The 18,735-nt window shown below is 66.5% G+C and carries 14 protein-coding genes; 3 read left to right on the top strand and 11 right to left on the bottom strand.

The window, feature by feature from the left end; genetic code table 11:
* The first annotated feature begins 81 nt into the window (after positions 1-81).
* The 3 genes from OXU32_04035 (at position 82) to OXU32_04025 (ending at position 2,501) form a co-directional block, all read left to right on the top strand.
* A complete protein-coding gene (locus OXU32_04035; protein MDE0073138.1) occupies positions 82-1,836 on the top strand; it encodes a fatty acid desaturase in 1,755 nt (584 codons plus the stop codon).
* A gap of 39 nt (positions 1,837-1,875) precedes the next feature.
* Positions 1,876-2,169 (top strand): hypothetical protein, encoded by a 294-nt coding sequence (locus OXU32_04030; protein ID MDE0073137.1) that lies wholly within the window; start codon positions 1,876-1,878, stop codon positions 2,167-2,169.
* Positions 2,170-2,249: 80 nt separating this feature from the next.
* Positions 2,250-2,501, top strand: coding sequence for an NHLP leader peptide family RiPP precursor (locus OXU32_04025; GenBank protein MDE0073136.1), 252 nt, complete (start codon positions 2,250-2,252; stop codon positions 2,499-2,501).
* Between the two features lie 59 nt (positions 2,502-2,560).
* Here the strand turns inward: OXU32_04025 and OXU32_04020 are convergent, their stop codons facing one another.
* The 11 genes from OXU32_04020 to OXU32_03970 form a co-directional block, all read right to left on the bottom strand.
* Entirely contained in the window at positions 2,561-4,879 is a 2,319-nt protein-coding gene (locus OXU32_04020) for a TOMM precursor leader peptide-binding protein (protein ID MDE0073135.1), read from the bottom strand.
* Between the two features lie 5 nt (positions 4,880-4,884).
* Positions 4,885-6,171 carry a nitrile hydratase subunit alpha gene (locus OXU32_04015; protein MDE0073134.1) on the bottom strand — a complete coding sequence of 429 codons (1,287 nt, stop codon included), beginning with the start codon at positions 6,169-6,171 and terminating at the stop codon, positions 4,885-4,887.
* On the bottom strand, positions 6,172-9,114 hold the full coding sequence (locus tag OXU32_04010) for an ATP-binding cassette domain-containing protein (GenBank protein MDE0073133.1): 2,943 nt from the start codon (positions 9,112-9,114) through the stop codon (positions 6,172-6,174).
* Positions 9,114-11,324 carry an ATP-binding cassette domain-containing protein gene (locus OXU32_04005; protein ID MDE0073132.1) on the bottom strand — a complete coding sequence of 737 codons (2,211 nt, stop codon included), beginning with the start codon at positions 11,322-11,324 and terminating at the stop codon, positions 9,114-9,116. The genes OXU32_04010 and OXU32_04005 overlap by 1 nt, the downstream gene beginning before the upstream one ends.
* 1 nt (position 11,325) lies before the next feature.
* Positions 11,326-11,877, bottom strand: coding sequence for a hypothetical protein (locus tag OXU32_04000; protein MDE0073131.1), 552 nt, complete (start codon positions 11,875-11,877; stop codon positions 11,326-11,328).
* 84 nt (positions 11,878-11,961) lie between these two features.
* The gene (locus OXU32_03995; GenBank protein MDE0073130.1) at positions 11,962-13,272 is read right to left on the bottom strand and encodes a tryptophan 7-halogenase; all 1,311 of its coding nucleotides are present in this window, start codon (positions 13,270-13,272) and stop codon (positions 11,962-11,964) included.
* A gap of 114 nt (positions 13,273-13,386) precedes the next feature.
* On the bottom strand, positions 13,387-14,502 hold the full coding sequence (locus OXU32_03990; GenBank protein MDE0073129.1) for a hypothetical protein: 1,116 nt from the start codon (positions 14,500-14,502) through the stop codon (positions 13,387-13,389).
* Between the two features lie 66 nt (positions 14,503-14,568).
* Positions 14,569-15,270 carry an ABC transporter ATP-binding protein gene (locus tag OXU32_03985; GenBank protein ID MDE0073128.1) on the bottom strand — a complete coding sequence of 234 codons (702 nt, stop codon included), beginning with the start codon at positions 15,268-15,270 and terminating at the stop codon, positions 14,569-14,571.
* A 46-nt stretch (positions 15,271-15,316) separates the two neighbouring features.
* The gene (locus tag OXU32_03980) at positions 15,317-16,594 is read right to left on the bottom strand and encodes an FtsX-like permease family protein (protein MDE0073127.1); all 1,278 of its coding nucleotides are present in this window, start codon (positions 16,592-16,594) and stop codon (positions 15,317-15,319) included.
* A 2-nt stretch (positions 16,595-16,596) separates the two neighbouring features.
* Positions 16,597-17,853 carry an ABC transporter permease gene (locus OXU32_03975; GenBank protein MDE0073126.1) on the bottom strand — a complete coding sequence of 419 codons (1,257 nt, stop codon included), beginning with the start codon at positions 17,851-17,853 and terminating at the stop codon, positions 16,597-16,599.
* Between the two features lie 6 nt (positions 17,854-17,859).
* Positions 17,860-18,663, bottom strand: coding sequence for an outer membrane lipoprotein-sorting protein (locus OXU32_03970; protein ID MDE0073125.1), 804 nt, complete (start codon positions 18,661-18,663; stop codon positions 17,860-17,862).
* Between the last annotated feature and the right edge of the window lie 72 nt (positions 18,664-18,735).

Below are 18,735 nucleotides of genomic sequence, written 5' to 3'. Positions count from 1 at the left end.
CGTTGGCATCGCCCCTGCCTCGACTATAGATTCGGATCGGATGCGTGCCGCGCAGCGATCACCGCGATAGAGGATTCCGCGATGGAAGCACACAGTGCCGGTGCCTCGATAGCTGCGGGCGGGCGGGCCGTCGAGCCCTCCGTCGCGAACGCGCTCCCGCACTTCGCTCCACTTCTCATCTTCCCGCTCGTCGTCTGCGCCGCCATGTTCGGCGGCTGGTGGATCGCGGGTCCGTTCGCCTTCTTCATGCTCGCGAGCCCGTTCGACCGGCTCCTGGGCCTGGAGGAGCGGAACATGGATCCGGCGACGACCCGCGAGAGCCAGTTGTTCCTGTACAAGCTCGCCGCGTGGGTGTGGGCGGTTGTCTGGCCCGCGACCTTCGTCTTCGCGCTCTGGCAGATGCTGGTGGGCGGCCGACTGTCTCTCTGGGAAGCCGGCCTGATCGCCGGCGCACTGGTCATGGTGGCGCAGACCGTGTTCGTCGTGGGCCACGAGCTGGTTCATCGACGCGCGCCGTGGGAACGCCGGCTCGGCGAGTTCCTGCTGGCTTCCGTCTCCTACCCGCACTATGCGACGGAGCACGTCTACATTCACCACCCCCGCGTATGCACGCCTCTGGACCCGGGGTCCGCGCCGAAGGGCGTGAGTTTCTGGGAATACCTGCCGCAGGAAGTGCTGAACAACATTGTGGGAGCCTGGCGGTTTGAACGGCGGCGACTGACGCGCCGTCAGTTGCCGGTGTGGCACCACACGAACGCGTTCTGGCGCTACGCAGTGCAGATCGCGTTCTGGTACGGGCTCATCTTCTGGTGGGGCGGCCCCTGGGCCCTGCTGCTCTACCTTGTCCTGTGCGGCAGTGTGGTCTTCTCGATGAAGATGAGCAACTACGTGCAGCACTACGGGCTGCGGCGCATCCGCATGCCCAACGGCAGGTTCGAGCCGGTCAAGCCGAGGCACGCCTGGAGCGCGGCCTACAAGTTCACCAACTGGCTGTACTACAACATGCAGCGCCACGCCGACCACCACACGTCGAACCGGCGATATCCGCTGTTGCAGCACTACGGCGAAGCCGCCTCTCCGCAGTTGCCGGGCAGCTACATGGAGATGAACGGCATGGCGCTCTTCCCAAAGCGGTGGTTCGAGACCATCGATCCTCTGGTCGACCGTCAGCGAGCCCGGTTCTATCCCGAGATCGACGACTGGAGCGCCTACGACAGCCGAGCGTTCGCGGCGCGCCCCGACGCGTTCGACGCCATCGCGGAGATTCATGCCGCCGCCCCCCGCCTCGCCGAGTGGATAGACCGCTCACCGGCCCTCCTCGACACGCTGCGCGAGCGGGAATTCACGGACCTGGAACTGCCGGAGGGATTCCTGTCGGACGCGGAATCCGAGGCGATCGCCCGGTCCGGGCTGGCGCGCCTCTACTGGACGTACGAACTCAGCCTCTCCGAAATGAGGGCCCAGCTCGACGACATCCCCGTCCAGGACGCCGGTGAGGCGGTCGCGGCGGCGCGGGAGTGGTCGAACGGCAAGGTCTTCCAGATCGCCGTGCACACGATGCGCGGCAGCCTGTCCGTGAGCGAGGCGGCGACGGCACTGGCGCGCGTCGGCGAAGCCTGCATCGCCACCGTCCTGTCCGCGGTCGAGGAGGACTTCGCCGACCGCGGCGTGCCGCAAGCCAGCGGCGGCGTGGCGGTCGCGGTCCTGGGACCGCTGGCCAACGGGGAGGCGCTGCCGGGCGCGGAACTCGATGTCCGGTTCGTGTACGACGGCGGCCCGGCCAGGTACTACGAAGCATTGTGCCGCCGCTTTCGCAAGGCGCTCCGTGCGCTTTAGCGCAAGAACCTGCTGCTGGCGCCCGTCCCGAGCGGCGGGATGGAGGGCCTCCAGTCCCTCGCCGAGTTCGAGGAACAACTCCGCAATCCCGGTTCGGATCGTGAGCGGGTGGCGCTCGCGCGGGCGCGTTGCGTGTTCGTGTCGGGCGATGACGAAATCGGGGAACGGTTCGCGCAGGCGTTGCAGGACGCTCCGGGAGCGAATGCGGCCCGCGAGATGACCGGGTTGCGCGAAGCCGCCGCGAGCGAAGTGATCCGTGATACCGCGTCCCGAGCCGCAACCGACATCGCCGCGCTTGCGGATGGCCCGGCTCGGGAGGTAAACGGGACTTGACTTAAGACTTAATCCCTCTAATTGTGCGACAAAATAGGGTTGGTCATGTGGTTCATAGCCTCCAACGATGGAGAATTGCCATGAGAAGCGGCGATGAAATGCTGGCGCAAGTTGTTGAGAAGTTCGCCGTGGACGCGGATTTCAGGGAACAGCTTCTCGCAGATCCAAAGGCTGCGATCAGCAGCGAATTGGGCATTACGATTCCCGATTCGATGAACATCCGGGTCCATGAGAGCGACATGCAGACGGTGCACCTCGCGTTGCCGCCGGACTCGCACATCACCGAAGAGCAGATGGAAGCCATCTCGGCCGGCCTCTGCTGCTGCTGGTAGCCTCGCCGTAAGCCGGCGAGCCGCCGGTCAGGAACTCCTGTGCGAGCTGCCCGGATAACTCACGCGATCACGGGCGCGGGGTTCAGGTCGGCTTCGGCGAGGGAGGGCTCACGGTAGCCCATCTTGACGGGCACGTCGTACAGGCGCCCGGGCGCAAACCTCGCCCAGAAGTGGCGCATGCCCGGCACGATGACCCGCGCCACGGGCATGCCGATATCGGGCCGCGTCTGATCCAGCACAAGGAACTCCAACCCCCTCGCCTCGACGAGCGCGCGGCAATTCTCCACATCTTCGCGCGTGTCCGCCGATTCGGTCACCGGATAGTGCGAAGCCGTGCGGGGCGGCTCGTCCGGCGCCGGCGCCAGCCAGGCACAGTCGGCGAGCCGAGCGGTCTTCCACCACCAGAGGGCCAGCGGATCATCGATCCTGGGCCGGCCGTCCCCCGCCCCGGGACGCGGCAGCCAGGTGAGGCACTGGTTCAATTCGCAAAGCGCGCGCAGGGCTGCTATGCGCGGGTCGGCGTGGGTCCCGGCACCGTAGATGATGTCCTCGGTCCGGGCGTCCGGCCGGCGCGAGAGCGCAACGAAGGTGGGGATGCCGATATCGGAGGTGACGTCGAGCATCCATAGATCCCGCTCGTGGCGGCCGTAGTAGTCCGAGGCCGCTGCGATGTACTCGTCGTCGAAGCTGGATAGATCGACTGCCGGAACTCGCAACCGGTTATACCACCAGATGGCGAACGCATCGCGCTCAGCCAGTTCGTAGAAGCCCTGCAGGATGGCCTCTTCCAGGGTGTTGCCCGCGGCGCACCCGTTCGAATCGGCGATCAGATCCGCGGGGCCGCGCTCCTCGGCCGACGTGCTGTAGAGGAGGGATGTCGGCAGGTAGCGGTGCCGCTGCTGCGTCAGCGACCACACCGGCGTCCAGTCGATTTCGGCGTCGGGCTCGAGACGCGGCGGGACGATGTTGTAGGGGTGGCCCTTCGCGTTGATGCTCGCCGCATCGTCGAGCTGACTCTCGCTGAACAGCTGCACCTCGTTGGGGTGGATCGCCTCTTCCTTGCCGGCGAACTCGACGAATCGCTTGCGGATACGGATCTCGTCCCCATGACGGGCACCCGAATAGCGCTCGACCGCCTCGCAGAGGGCGCTGACCTTGGACTGCTGTCGTGTGCTGCCCTTGCCGGCGCTCTTGCTGCGCAGGCTGCGCCTGAGCGAACTCAGGCTCCGGCTTCTCATGCCGAGATTGCTCCCGGCCCAGTAGACGTGCAGCCAGGAGTCGGCCTCATCGGTGGTGCGCGACAGCCAGGTCACGACACCACTGATCGGGCTCACCAGGTGGCGGTATTTCGCCAGGGTGGCTTCCGGCGCCACGGCACGCGCGCCGCCGCTGGTGCGATGAGCCTTGGGGCTCGCCTTCAGAGACACCGGCGCCGGTGGTCGATCCGGCCGGTGCAAGGCTTCGTCGCCGCAGGCCAGGCACTGTGGCCGACGCACGACCCGATGCTGTGAACTTGCGAATGTGGCCAAATCCATCGCGATTGCATGTTCGTGAATCGGGGCCGACTCACCCAGCACCAGCCATTTGACGATCTCCGCCGCGATCAGCCCGTACATCGCTTCCAGCACCTGGGGCCGAGCCGCGAACGGCCTGAAGGCGGCTTCCTCGCCGGCGACGTTACGCAGGAAACCGTGGACTTCCCGGTGACTGCGCAGGCGGTACGCGAGGCAATCCCGGCAGGGTCCCTTCCTGTCCGCCGGAAAGATGGGGCCGAAGAGCGGCTCCACGCCGTTTGGCCGCACCGGCGCCCACGGCGCTCCCGCCTCGAGCCGGCGCCGATTTACCTCCGCGAGATGTGCTTCGAGATAGTCGCCGCAGACAACAACGGCGAGCGTCGGCTCGCCGGTCCCCACCCTGGCGCCGTTCGCCTCCAGATGCCGGCCGAGCCCGCCGTCGTCACCCTCAACCGTGACGCGCGACTGCGCCAGCCGCTCCTCGACCCAGCGCGGCGACGCGCCAAGCGACGACCAGTAGGCTGCCTCGCACCGATCCATGCCGTGGTCGGCGGAGACCAGATAGCCCTTGGCCGCGAACGCGGCAATGGCCGCCAGGACATCGGGCGCCGCATGGGCGCCCTCGAGGGCCGCGACAATCTCGTCCCAGGCGTGCCGACCGTCGAGCAGCGGCAGCAGATCACAGTGCAGCTTGCCGTGCAGTAGCGTATTGAACGACTCGGAGACGAGAAGCACCTGCGCCTCGTCGATTTCATGGAATCGGAGGTGTGGCGCGAGCGCGGGAAGCTTGACAATGCCCCGGTCCGCACGAGTCGTTCGGGTCAGGATCCCGCGCCGGGGACGCGCGTCCTTCTCCGCTGCCATCCAGCTCAGGCCCCCAGCACTTCGACGAGACACTCCAGGGCCTCAATGCAGAACGCGGAGGTCACGGCCTCGGAGCCATGCCCGATCTGCCCTGCCACGCCCCACTTCAACGACTGGTCGCCGAACGCGAGCAGCTCCGGCCAGCTGCCGTCCCCGCGCTGCGAGCTCAACAGTCTCTCCACCTCGCGCTTCGCGTCGATCCGCTCGAGGCTTCCGATGTTGTGGAGCGCCGACACCGCCTGAGCGGTCTGAAGGACATTGCCGAATCCTCCCTTCTCGTCACGGAGGCCGAGGATACGATCCGCGAGTATCGGCCGCAGGGGATCGAGGGCGGGCTTCGCACGAATCAGCGCGCGCGTGATCGCGTGGTAGATCGTGACCGTGTCGGGATACCACTTCGACGAGCCATCGAGGTTGCCCTCGGTCACCAGGGCTTCCAGCCATCGCTGGGCGCCCCTGGTTCCCGGATGGTTGCCCAGGCAGGCGAGGACATTCGCATTGACGACCGGGTCGGCCTCGATACGAAAGCGCGACACGACGTCGGGTTCGTCTTCCGCCAGCACCCAGGTCATGAAGCGGCCTTCCTCGTCGCGATTTGCCAGCATGCCCGGAACGTTCCTCCCCAGCCAGATCCAGGGGTGGGTCCCGATGACGAGCGAACAGAGCGCGGTACTGTCGAGATCCGGGGGCAGGTGACGATAGTACCGCCAGAATCCGGGGTATTCGATGGTGTCGATGAGATACGCCTTCGTAGCGGTGCATATCGCCCTGGCCCGCGGCTCATCGGAGCTCTCAAGGGCAAGCGCGCAGAGAGCCGACACGAAAGGAGGCCTTTCGAAATGCCTTGGGATCTCCGGGTCGGCCACATTGAACCGGATGCAGTGCCAGGCCCCATTCTCGTCGATCATGGACTCCAGGAAGGCAAGCCCGCGGCGGATCCCTTCCCTCGCTGCCCTGGCCAGCGCCCCGGAGGTGGCGCTGCTTCGGACCCCCTTTTCTTTTGGTGCAAAGGGCCGAAGGGGCGGCGCGGGGTCGTGGAGTGTCCTTCGAAGAAACTCGAGCGATGCCGCACCGGTCCTCGCCGCCTCTCGTTCGGCCTCGCTGAGCTTGCTCTGCGGCGGGAGCACGACATGCGTCGCGGTATACGACTCTTCGTGCACGCGAATCTCATGGTCCTCGGCCAGCGTCACGCCGAATTCCGTCTCGATTGTCTCCCTGGGGTTCCGGAGAAGACGTTCACGAAAGTCGCTGTCTTCTTCAGCTCTTGATACGAGGAGACCGTCCGCGTCCATTCAGGCCACCTGCCTCCTTACCAGGTCTCTGAACACCCCGTCGGCCTCCATCAGTTCGTTGAAGGAGCCGCTCTGTACGACTTTTCCGGCCTGCAGCACGTAGATGTGATCGGCCTGTTCCAGCGTGGACAGGCGGTGGGCGATGACGACCCGGGTGGCGGTCAGAGCGGTGAGGTTGCGCATGACCCTGGCCTGGCTCTCGTTATCCAGCCAGTTGGTCGCCTCGTCCAGGAGCATGATTCGCGGGCTGCCGATCACCGACCGGGCGATTGAAACGCGCTGACTCTCGCCGCCCGACAGAACCGACCCGCTCGTGCCGACCATGGTCATCATGCCCATGGGCATGCCCTTGATCTCCTCTTCGACGTCGGCGACTCGCGTCGCCGTCCATATCTCGTCACTCGCCACCTCATCGTGGTGACCGACCAGATTGTCCCAGAGATCCGAGGGATGGAGTCCAACGGACTGCGGCACCACGCCAATTTTGCGGCGCACCTGTCTCAGGTTCAGGTTCCTCAGATCACGTCCGTCGTAGCACACTGCTCCCGCGGTGGGCCGGTCGAATCCAAGCGCCAGCCGGAAAAGGGTGCTTTTGCCAGCGCCGGACTCGCCCGCAATCGCGACGAATTCCCCGGGGCGGACGTGAATCGTGACATCGTCGAGGATCAACGGGCCGTCGGGATCGTACCGGTAGGAAATGCGGTCGAAGAAAATGTCGCCCCCCAGATCCTCGACCGGCGCTCCTTCGACTTCGGCCTCGGGGACCGCAGCGAGAAGCGGGCGCATCTGGTCGAACGCCGGAAGTACGGCGGCAACCGCGCCAAAGGACTCGCCGAGCCGTGCGACGGCGGATTGAAACGCGGCGAAGACGAGGTAGACGACGAGAAAATCGCCGACCGGGAGGTTCCCGTCGCCCATGGCTGCGACCGCGAATAGCAGGATTCCGGCGGCAAGAAAGGGGAGCGCCGCGCCAAATGCCCGCGAATGTCCCTCGAGCGCGCCCAGCTCGAGCTCCGTACGCTTCTGCTCCCGGTAGTCCTGCGCCCAGATGGCGAAAGCCGACGCTTCCGCGTTTTCCACACGCAGCTTGCCTATGCTGCCCACGATCTGGAATAGCCGGCCGGAGACGCGCCGCGCCGCGCGGATCATCCGCCCATGGAGCGGAATCTGGCGCAGCCCGAGAACGACGGTGACCAGGAGCGAAGCCAGGCTGAACGCGAGGGCAACGGTCCCGAGCGTGGCGTCGTAGAGGAAGATGACGCCAAGCACCGGAAGCAGAAAAAGGATCGAAAGCAGACCGTGGGCTGCGACTCCCTGCAACCCGTCGCGAAGATTCTGGAACGTCATCCCCGACACGGCCAGATCGCCAGCCCGGCGACCGTGCAGAATGCTTGGCGGAAGGCGCATGAGACGGTCCCAGAAGGACGCTTCGACCCGGGAAACCGAGCGACCCTCGATCCGCATCATCGCCGTGCTCTGAAGCAGATGCAGCAGTGCGCCGAGCAGGCCGAACCCCGTCACCGCCACCGCCACCGCATAGAGCTGGCCGGCGGTTCCGCCCGCCGCCGTCTGGTTCGCAACGAACCCGAGCGCGAGCGCCGGCACGAGCTTGATCAGGCCGCCCGGAAGCCCGGCAAGCACCAGCCGCGCGAGATCCGCCCCCGATCCAAGCAGCGCGATCCCCAGCAGGTCGGCTGGCTTCACGTCCCCCACCGGCAGCGGCCGGTAGAACATCCAGGCCTCGTCCGCCAGCGCGGCGGCACGATCCGCCGTCATCCGGACGCTGCGCTTGCTGACCGGATCGAATTCCCGGTAGCGCCCCAACCATCCCGGCAGAAGCGCCACGGGCTGGCCGTCTGCGGCGCGGAATGCCAGCATCGCGTTGCTGTCGCCGCGCCACCAGGCCTCCCCGGCCCTGAACCGCACGCGTCGGGCGCGCACGCCCGATGCATCGAGAACGTCTACGAGGCCGACCGGAGCACCCGAGGGATCCGAGCGCACCGGGATCTTGAAATCGATTCCCTCACGGCGTCCGATCGCCTGCAGGGCGTCCGCCAGCGACGTGTCCTCGACGCTGGCATCCCGGTCAATCGGCAGATCATGGATATTGAAGAGCCGCTGCCGCGCGGCTCTCTCGACCGTGCGGCGGCTCGTGGTCCGCACGCGCTCGAGATTCGCATCATCGACCACGGCCAGTCGGCGGTTCAGGCGCTCCAGGGCGAAGGCAACCGCGTGAAACGATGCGAGCGCCGAGAGCAGGATGCCCTGCTTTGCCAGTGTCTCGGTCGACCTTCCGGAGAGTGTCGCCTCGTCGGACAGGATGAGCCAGCTTGTCCGCGTCAGAGGGATCACCGCTTCGTGTGGGCCGCCCGCCTCGACGATGTCCGCCGGGTCGACCAGGTCCATGAAGAGGCCGGTGCCGCGCGGCGGTTCGGATACCCATACGACGCCGCGCTGTACGGACAGCGTACAGGGAGCCGGCGTCCGCATCAGACCGGGTTTGGCCAGCGCAGTCGGACGCGGAAGGCGGCTCGCGAAACGCGAGAGTGTGTCGGTAATCGCGGTCAGCCAGGTATCGGTCTGTTCCGCCAGCTCCGCCGGATCGGCGTCGGACAGCACGGAGGCCGGCAGGCGTTTCAGAACGGTGCCCGGCGATCCCTTGGCGATCAGGCTGAGCGTGGTGTCATCGTCATCGCGTGGCCCGTCCGGCGCGACCCCCGGTAGCAGCCAGCCCGATCCGCGGCGCAGCAGATGCTGCGGCGCCGCCTGCTCCACCCCGTCCTGGAATTCGACCAGGAACAGATTGACGGCGCCCTGATCGATGAACCAGACAGTGTCCGGGTCGTCGAGCTTCACCGGCAGGTTGCCGGCGCAGGGCACGGACTCGCCGGAGAGGGCGGCGAGTTCCGCGATGGACGTGTGCCCCGGCGCGGTGTCCCGCATCAGCCGGACTTGACCAGCTTGTAGTACGTGCCGTCCCGATCCGCGATCAGCTCGTCGTGCGTCCCGCGCTGCACTTCGACACCCCCGTCGAGCACGATGATCTCGTCGCAGTCCCGCACGGTGCTCAGCCGGTGCGCCACGATCAGGCAGGTGACACCGCGGCGTCGCAAGGCGTCGTCGACGTATTCCTCCGTCGCGGCATCGAGGGCGCTGGTCGCCTCATCCAGAATGAGCAGCGTCGGATTGCCCAGCAGCCCCCGGGCGATCTCCAGCCGCTGGCGCTGGCCGCCGCTGAAATTCACGCCGCCTTCCTCGACCCGGGTCGAATATCCGTCCGGCCGACGCAGGATTTCGTCATGGATCTGGGCATCGCGTGTCGCCGCGAAGATGGCCTCATCCGGAACGGCGGGGTTCCACAGGGTGATGTTGTCGCGCACGGACGCGGAAAAGAGCACGACCTCCTGATCCACCATGGAGATGGACCGCCGCAGCACCTCCTCGGGAATCTCATCGCGGGGGTGGCCATCGAACAGGATTTCGCCGGACCAGGGCTGATAGAGACCGGCAATCAGCCGCGCGAGGGTCGACTTGCCGGAACCGCTGGGACCGACAACGGCAACCCGCTGCCCCGGCCTGATCAGGAGGTTGAAGTCCTTGATCAGAGCGGGCCGACTCCTGTTGAAGCCGAAGCTGACGTCTCGCAGCTCGAGCCGGCCGGTGAGCTGGAGTCGGCCGTTGAAGGTGGGAAGCGACTCCGACTGAGAACTCCGGCGACGGAAGGTGGGGTCTTCCGCCGCTTTGGAGATATCCTCGAGTCGCTGCAGATCGGTTTCGAGCGCCTGGCGTTGCCCGGCGAACTCCAGGAAGCGCCCAACCGGTGCCAGAAACATCTCGGCCAGGATATAGAACCCGACCAGCGTGCCCAGGGTCATCTCTCCGGCCATGACCAGGCTTCCCCCGATGCCCAGGACCGCCGCGGCGCGAAGTGCGGCGATCATGCCCGGGAGCGCGGTATTGACGGAGCCCAGTGCGGAATAGCGCCGGCGCGCTTGCAGTTCGCGCGCCTGATGGCCGCTCCACTGCGAAAAGAAACGGTCGTCCGATCCCGTCATGCGCAGGTTGTCGGCATGATTCAGCATCTGCATGCCGACGCCGATCAAGAGCCCCTGTTCGCGCCTCATCGCCTGGCTTCGAACCGCCCTGAGCCCATTGAGAAAGTGTGCCAGCACGCCGTGCAGAAGGGCCAGAAACAGCACAACCAGCGTGAGCCGGACATCGTAGGCCAACATGGCAATGAGCAGCACAGCGCTCATCGCCATGTCGACAATGAGCACCAGAAACTGTTCCGTCAGGTTTCTCGCGACTCTGTCGATGGACGAGACTCGATCCGTCAGATCGCCTACGAGACGGTGTTCGAAGAACTCCACCGGCAACCGCAGCAGCCGCGACAGGCCTCGACTGTAGCCCATCACCGCAATCCGGATCGCGAACCGTTTCAGGAACCGGTGCTTGAGCAGGGACAGGATGTATACGAGGACACCGCCGCCGAGCAGGGCCGTCACGAGTCCGCCCCAGGGCCCCCGGTTCTCCAGAACATCGTCCACGAAAACGCCTAGAGATGCGGGGACAACAAGGGCCAGCAGCGTCAACATGAGGCCGCAGGCAATTACCCAGGCAAGCGCGCTCCGCGATCCGGTGAGCAGCGTGCCCAGTTGCGTGTACAATCCGGGCGGCTCGCCGCCGGGTTCGAAACCGGAGCCCCGCTTGAATCGCAGCGCAATTCCGCTGTAGCCCTTGCCGAACTCTTGCGCCGAGAGCCTGCGCCGCCCCGTGGACGGATCATTGAGATAGAAGTGGCGACCGTCGAACCCCTCGAGGACAACAAAATGGCTGAATTGCCAGAACACGATCAGAGGCAACTGCAGCCTCTTCAGCTGACCGGCACGCAGGCTGAGTCCACTGCATTCGAGACCGTAGTGCCTGGCCGCGCGTGCGATGCTCGCCGCACTGCTCCCGTCCCGACTCACCTCGCATCTTTCCCGCAATTCCACCAGCGAAACCCAGCGTCCGAAGTAGGCGAGAATGCTGCCGAGGCAGGCCGCGCCACACTCCGACGCGTGCATCTGCAACAGAATCGGCGTGGTTACGCGCTGTTTCTCGAAGCTCGGTGCGGCCTTGTCGTCAACCCCCCTGAAGGCGATCAGCGTCATATCATGACCGCCCCATCCGCAGGAATGCGACCGGAGATTGCGTACCGATCTCGATGACGATCCGGCATTCTCTGCCCACAATGGAAGCAAGGTCGAGGCTCTCGTCCAGCGCGATATCGAGGCGGTGCATGGATCCCGGCGCCGCAGACTCGAAGGCCGCGGGAGCCTCGAACGGGCGAACGCCGGAAATCGCCGCGACTTCCACGCTTATTGTGTCCGCTTCTCCATCCGCCGTACCCAGTTCCATCACCGCCGGCATTCCTGCCCTGATCTCCGGCACGACGTCGCTGTCGATCCAGACGAGCGCCTGCACGGACCGGCCCGCTTCGGACAGGTTTGTGCCCGGGTCGACCAGCACACCGTCCACCGCGAGGCTGCGGGTTACGCTGCCAAGAAAGAGCCACGTCACGAAGATGAACAACCACAGCGCGACGGCGACGACGAGCAGGCGCTCCCGCGGTGTGGAAACCGTCAGCAGCCGGTCGAGTTGTTCCCGTTCCTGCTTTGCTTCGGCAACGGTATCGTGAAACGAACCAAACGGGTTATTGAACACGTCCCTGCTTCGCCTCCTCACCAGGTATCGAACAAGGATAGCACGTCAGGGTGCGCGGTGCAGACTCGGGCGGCCGCCGGCCGGCTACGTCGGCACGGAGTCGTGCTTCCGCCCCAATGGCGCACCCAGACCGTGGGCGATTTGCGCGAAGCTGCTCACGGGAAGGAACGCGCACTGCCGCTCCCAATCCGCCGGATCGGGGGTCTTCGCGTCGACCAGTTCGAGCATCTCGTCGAACTTGCGCAAGGCGGAACAGTCCACGGCCAGCGGATCGGCGGCCTCCCGGTAGTTCGGCCACACGCGGTCCCGGGCGTCGCGCCAGAACGCACTGTCGTACTTCGAACCACAGCAATAGTGCCAGCCCACGAACAAGCCGGCTGCGAGCGCATCGGTGACGAGAAAGCGGTTGATGACGGGCGCGTCGCTCTGCACATACTCCGCCGGCCGGTGGAACCGCATGCGCAGAACCAGCGCGACCTGCAGTTGCGCCAACCTGATGGCGGTCGCTTCGAGCGGCTCCATGAAGGCGGCGGCATTCCCGACGCGGACCACGGCACCATCATAGATCCGGCGGCGGACGAAATTGGGAAACGGAATGACGGCGCGCTTCTCGAAATCCGACACGCCGTCCTCCGCAAGGAACTCGTCGAAGTCCGCCTCGACTGCATCGAGATCGGACACTTCCCTATTGAAGACATAGCCGTAGGATGTGTGCACGGTCAGCGGAATGACGAACACCCATCCGTGCGGACGCGCCACCGCACGGGTATACGTGAGTTCGCGGACCGGCGCGTTCGGCGGCGCCTTGACGACCGGGGGGCCGCGGCGAATGGCGGCGCAGTTCGTGGGGATGAAGGAAATGTCGATGTGCTCCTGCGGATCCAGTTGCCGCGGATAGCCGCGGGCATCGAAGACCAGATCGTAGCGCTCGGCCTCACGGCCTTCGAACTGCACCTGCGCGCCGCCGTCGACTCGCGTGATCGCGGTCACTCTCGCGTCGATGTGGCGGGCCCGCGTACTCGCGTGCAACAGGTCCGCCATCAGGTCGGCCGACAGGTGGTAGGCATAGGCCACCTGTTGTGGCGTGAAGTAGTGAACAAAGTCCTGCCGGCGTCGACCCCATCCCTCGAAGCGGCTGCCGAACTTGCGGGTGCCGTTCAGGCGTTGCTGAATCGTCTCGTGGGGCAACTGCGACAGCTGCTGCAGTTCGCGGACAAGACTGGGCCAACTTCCTTCGCCCACGCCGATGATGGGAATGCGAGAATCGTAGATGTGGTGCAGCTCATGATCGCGCTCGGGGTGCAACCGCGATACGCTGGCGGCGGCCAGCGCGCCGGCGGTGCCGCGGCCCACGACGGCAATCTTCCTGCACGACCCGCTGCCGAGTTCCTTCACCGTGGCGACCTCCCCGGGCGCACCGCCCCCTGAACGCGACAGCGCGCGGCAAACGCGACGCGCCATGTCCCGGCCCCGCCCGCGCCATCCGCGAGGCCGCGGGCGAGGCGGACATCAGGGCGCGATGACACCTGAAAGCACCATGTAGACATAGGCCTTGATCTGTTCAACCCGGTCTCCGGCGATGACCAGCTTGATGTGGTGGATTCCCCGCAACAGTACAAACCGCCCGGTTCTGCCAAACAGAATGGTCGGTTGCGAGACCCAGCCGGCCAGCGCCGCGACTTTCTCCGACACTACACGGTCCTCGTGGCGCAAGGCCTCCAGCACCGGCTGCCAATCCGTCAGGCCATCGATCCAGACCCGGGAAGCAGCCGTATATCTCTGCTTGACTATGGGCGTCAGGCCGAGGGTCGGACCGACGCCATCCGCCTGCGCGTCGACGTTCACCCCGGTCCTGACGACCTGCGTGCGCTCGCCGAAGCGTGCAAGCACCCTCTCCACGGTCGCGATGTTCCCGGGCCAGGCGATCTCCTCGAGAAAGGAACGGACATCCCGCTGCCCGGTGAAGCCCATGATAGCCAGGCGGATCGTGCGCGCGCGTGACGGAAACAGGCCGAACGAGTCGAGGCGGGTGTCCTCCGGTTGCGCCAGGTAGACCCGCTCGGCGTTGCTACGCTCCGCCGCGCTCGGTTCCAGGTCGTGACAGTCCACGAGTTCGTCCACCACGACGCCGACATCGGGCTGCTGCCCGGCGCCGCCGAAGATCATGCGTTCGTTGGGCCGCAGGAACATCCCGGGCAGCGGATCGTCCTCGCCTCCCGAGTCGATGTCGTATTCCAGCATCAACTTGCGGCCGACAATCGCGCGCAGGGGCGAGTCCGCGGCCTCCATGCTGCGAAACAGGCGGCCGATCGCCGCCGCCGTGCGATCCGATGGGTCGCGTCGCGCCTTCTCCTCGAAAAACGCGCCCGACCGGTTGCCGCTCGCCAGCGAGACGCCGAAATCCGCCCGCGGCCGACTGTCGTGCAGCGGCAGCTCGAAACCGAACGGCTGGGCACCCATGGTTATGGGCAGGGTCCCCGCCCTTGCCAGCAGGTGTTCCCACTCGTGCTCCCCGATCAGCACGGGAGAGATTCTGTCTCGCAGGTGCCCGAGCAGGTCGTGCATGGTGGCACCTTCGCCCGCCAGTCGCTCCTGGGTGATCGCTATCGCTTCGTGGATGTCCACTACTCGCGCCTCAAGCCTCAAAGCCGTGCCGAACACTCGGCCGGAGCCTGGAGACAGGTCTTCCGCTCAGGATCGGCGCTCGTCGTCATGCACCGTGCCGTCGACCATGCGGATCAGACGCCGGGACCGCTCCATGACGCGGCTGTCGTGGGTGGCGAAGACGAAGGTCACTCCGAGGTCGCGATTCAGCTCGCCCATGACATCGAGGAGCGCTTCGCTGGAGACGGAGTCCAGGTTCGCCGTCGGCTCGTCCGCGAGCACCAGGGCCGGACGGCTGGCCACCGCACGCACGACGGCGACCCGCTGCTGCTGGCCGCCCGACAGCTTGCCCGGGCGCCGGTCTTCGAGCCCTTCCATTCCCGTGCGCGCAAAGAGTCCGCGGACCCGCGCCTGACGCTCCTCCGCGGGCACGCCCTGAAGGAGCATCGGGAATTCCGCATTCTCCAACGCCGTGAGCACGGGGAGCAGGTTATAGGCCTGGAAGACGAAGCCGACCTCCTCGAGCCGGAGCCGCGCCAGCTCCTGGTTCGACATGCGGCTCACCTCGCGCCCGGCGACCCAGACCCGTCCCTGCGTGGGGCGGGTCAGGCCACCGATCAGATTCAGCAGCGTCGTCTTGCCTGAGCCCGACGGCCCCGCGAGCGCGGTGAACTCGCCACGCTCTATGGTCAGGCTGACATCGCGGACCGCCTGCACGGATTCGGCTTCCTGCTCGAAGACCTTCCAGACACCGTCGGTCCGGGCGGCTGCCGTGTCGCGCACTGCCATGACACCTCGATTCTCCTTGCGCGCCGGGGGGCCGGCACGAGAGGGGCTACCGATCGAACTTCATCGCCTCGGTGACGTCGACCCGGGCGGCGCGCAGCGCCGGATAGACCGAGGCGAGAATGCCAATGCCGAGAATGAACGCGACAATCTGGACGATGCGTCGTACCCCGAAGATCGGGACGATGATAGGGTCAACGACGGCACCGGAGAATGTCAACTCGTCGATGTCCTGCATGAAGACCGACGTGTCGAGCCCGTCGCCGAAGAAATACCAGGTGCCCAGGAGTCCCAGGCCGACGCCGACCAGCCCGCTGACGGCGGACAGCGTGAGGCCTTCGATGAGAACGACGGTGCCCGTCTGACCCGGCGTCAGCCCCTGCGCCTGAAGCACGCCGAACTCGCGCTGGCGATGCATCACCGACATCAGCACCGTGTTGACGATCCCGAACGCGATGATGACGAACAGGAACCCCTGAATCACGTAATTTCCGAACTCGTCGATCGCGATCCCCGCCGCCAGTACGGGGTTCGCCTCGCGCCACCCCACGACGCGTGCCTCGCCCCGTTCCACCGGCTCTGCAAGCGCCAGCGCCAGGCGGTCGGAGACCCACCGGGCTCTGCCACTGCCCTGCAGGACGACCGCGACGTTGGTCACGTCGCTCCCGGAACCGAGCCACTCGCCGGCGGTCGCGAGCGTGATGTGGATCGTCGCCTGGTCGATGGCGGCGACGCGGCTGCGGAAGATCCCTGTCACGTGGAGCAGCTGCCCCGTGATCTCGCCGTCGGCACCCTGCGCCTGCACGACGAAGCGCGATCCGATTTCGAGTCCCAGGCTGAGGGCCAGATCGGCGCCGACAAAGGCCGCCAGCCGATCATCGGGCTCGAGGTAGCGCCCTTCGATCACCCCATCGTCGATCATGCCGAAGCCCGCTTCGGCGACGGGGTCGACGCCCACGATCTGCGCCGGGCGCGCCCCGGCCGCCGAACTCGCCAGCCCGTTGATGCCGAGCTTGGCGGACATGGTCACGACATGCGGCGCGATCTCCGGCGAGGCCAGCGCCTGCTCCGCGGCGCGCCTGACGTCCGTCGTCAGCCGGTTGTCGATCTGACGGCGCAGCCGGTACTCGGGTCGCTCGACGGTCACGTGTCCGCTCCCCATGCGCACACCGGAATCGACCCACTGCTCGTGGCTGCCGTCGTCGATCGTCATCGACCAGACCAGGAATGCGCCGCCCACGATCATCGCCGAGGCGGTCAGCACCGTGCGACGCAGATGCCGGCGCAGGTTCCTCAGGGCGAGCCGGACCAGGACGCGCAGGAGCACGGCTACACGCCCGACAGAGTGTCGGCAGGCGGCACCCGCGCCGCACGGAGTGCCGGGTAGAGGGCGGAGACGAGTGCCGTGACGATCAGGCCGATGGTCGCCCAGGTCCATGCCGGCACGTTGGTCCCCACACGGAGACTCGGCGTCAGCAGGACGCCCTCCACGGTGAGACTTCCGAAGAGCCATCCGAGGTCGGGCGGCGCCGCGGAGAACCAGACCAGCAGCGGCACCGTGACGGCGGTCCCGAGGCCCAGCCCGATGACGCCGGTCGCGACCGCCTCTGACAGCACCGTGCCTACCACGGACCGCGGCGATGCACCCAGCGCCAGCATGACGGCGAACTCGCGGCGGCGTTCGAAGGTGGCCATCAGCGTCGTGTTGGCGATGCCGAAGCTGGCGACCGAATAGATGAGGACGATGAAGATCCAGTACGTCGCATCGGCGAGCGCGACATACTGGGCAAGCACCGGATTGAGCTCCGTCCATGACGCGACCGACATCGCCCGTTCGGGAGCTCCAAGGGAGGCTGCGAGGCGGGTCGCGGTCAGGTCGGCTTGCGACGGATCGTCAGTGCTGACCGCGATTTCGTGGACCCGCCCCGGATCGAGGACCACGAGCGTCTGGAGGTCTGCGACCGGCATGACCATGGTGCCGGCATCGAACTCGAGCAGGCCGGTCCGGAAGATGCCGGTGACCGTGTACAGGTCGTTGCCCATCGAGCCGTCCGCCGCCGAGGCGACGACGACGAGTTCGTCCCCGACGCCCAGCTCGAGCTGCCGCGCCATCTCGTCTCCCACCACGGCTTCGTATCGGCCGGTGGCAGGCAGGCGGCCCGCTGCCAGGGGATCCAGAAAACGGGTCAGCGCCACCTCGCGCTCGGGATCGACGCCGAGCAGAACGCCGGCCGATGTCGCTTCGCCGGTACTCACGAGCCCGCTCGCGTACACGCGCGGGGCGGCGGTCACGACCGAGGGATCGGCCTCGATGGTGCGCAGGATCTCCCCCACGTCGGCACCCTCGCGGCCGCCGATGGTCTCGTACAGGCTGCGCTCGGGCCGGTAGTCGGCATCGTGGATCTCGATCTGTCCACTGGCGAGAGACGTGGCGTTCTCGACGAGTTCCGTCGAGACCCCCTCAGCCCATCCGACCATGAACACCACGGCAAAGTAGCCGACCCCGAGGCCGAGCGCGGTGAGAACCGTTCGCTTCCGGTTACGGCCGAGGTTGCGCCACCCGATTCGCCACAACCGGCCCGTCACGCGGCGCTACCTCCCGCGCTGCAGGGTCCGGAGCGAGAAGAAGGATGGATCGACGTCGATGTCGAACTCAAGCTCCTCGTAGCGGATCGTCGTGCGTTCGTCCGGCTTGTCCGCCGGGTACATGTTCATGACCCTGGGAACGATCCGCCCTCTGAACTCGGTGTAGTCGCCGTGCTCTATGGTCCTGGCCAGTTCGCCGTTCTCGTCGAAGAACTCCGCCCGGACCGGCATGTCGTCGGACTGCCGGATCCGGTAGTCGATGTGTCCCCAGACGACGGGCACCTCCGGCCTGGGAGTCAGGCGAAAGTCCCAGACGGCCACGCCATCCGCATCCTCTCCGTCGAACACGAGTTCGATGTCGTAGTCCTCGACGAGCCTGCTGTCCTTGACCAGGTCGTCGTTCGTGAAGTGCGATCCCATCCACGATCCGCCCATCATCGAGGCAGGAACCTTGATCGTCCGATCGACCTTGGGGAGGTAGTTCCAGATGTCCTCGGCGGCCTTCAGAGTCGCCGTTCCGGCTTCCCTCCGCGGCGCCCGCAGGCGGACGAGCGAATAGTCCGTGCCGAGCGACCAGATCTCCATCGTCATCTGCCGCTCCCAGTGCTCGGTCACGATCTCCATCGTCGCGACGCCCCGGCTGGACTCACCGCGCAGCAGCCGGTCCACCCGATCGATGATGGCGTTCGGGTCCAACTGGGCCCGGGCCGGCGCCGCGACGGCCAGATGCAGGATCGTGCCCGCAAGCGCGAGCCACATCGCCATGCCGCGCTTGTGCGGCCCCTGGAGTCCCTGGCGTGTTCCTGGCATGTGAGTGCACCGTGGCGTGATCTGGGCGTTACGTAGTTAATACCCCGGCCGCTCCAAGGCGGCAACACCCAC

This window comes from Gammaproteobacteria bacterium (assembly GCA_028819075.1).
Lineage (GTDB): Bacteria > Gemmatimonadota > Gemmatimonadetes > Longimicrobiales > Gaopeijiaceae > BD2-11.
This window is presented reverse-complemented; position numbering and strand designations above follow the sequence as displayed.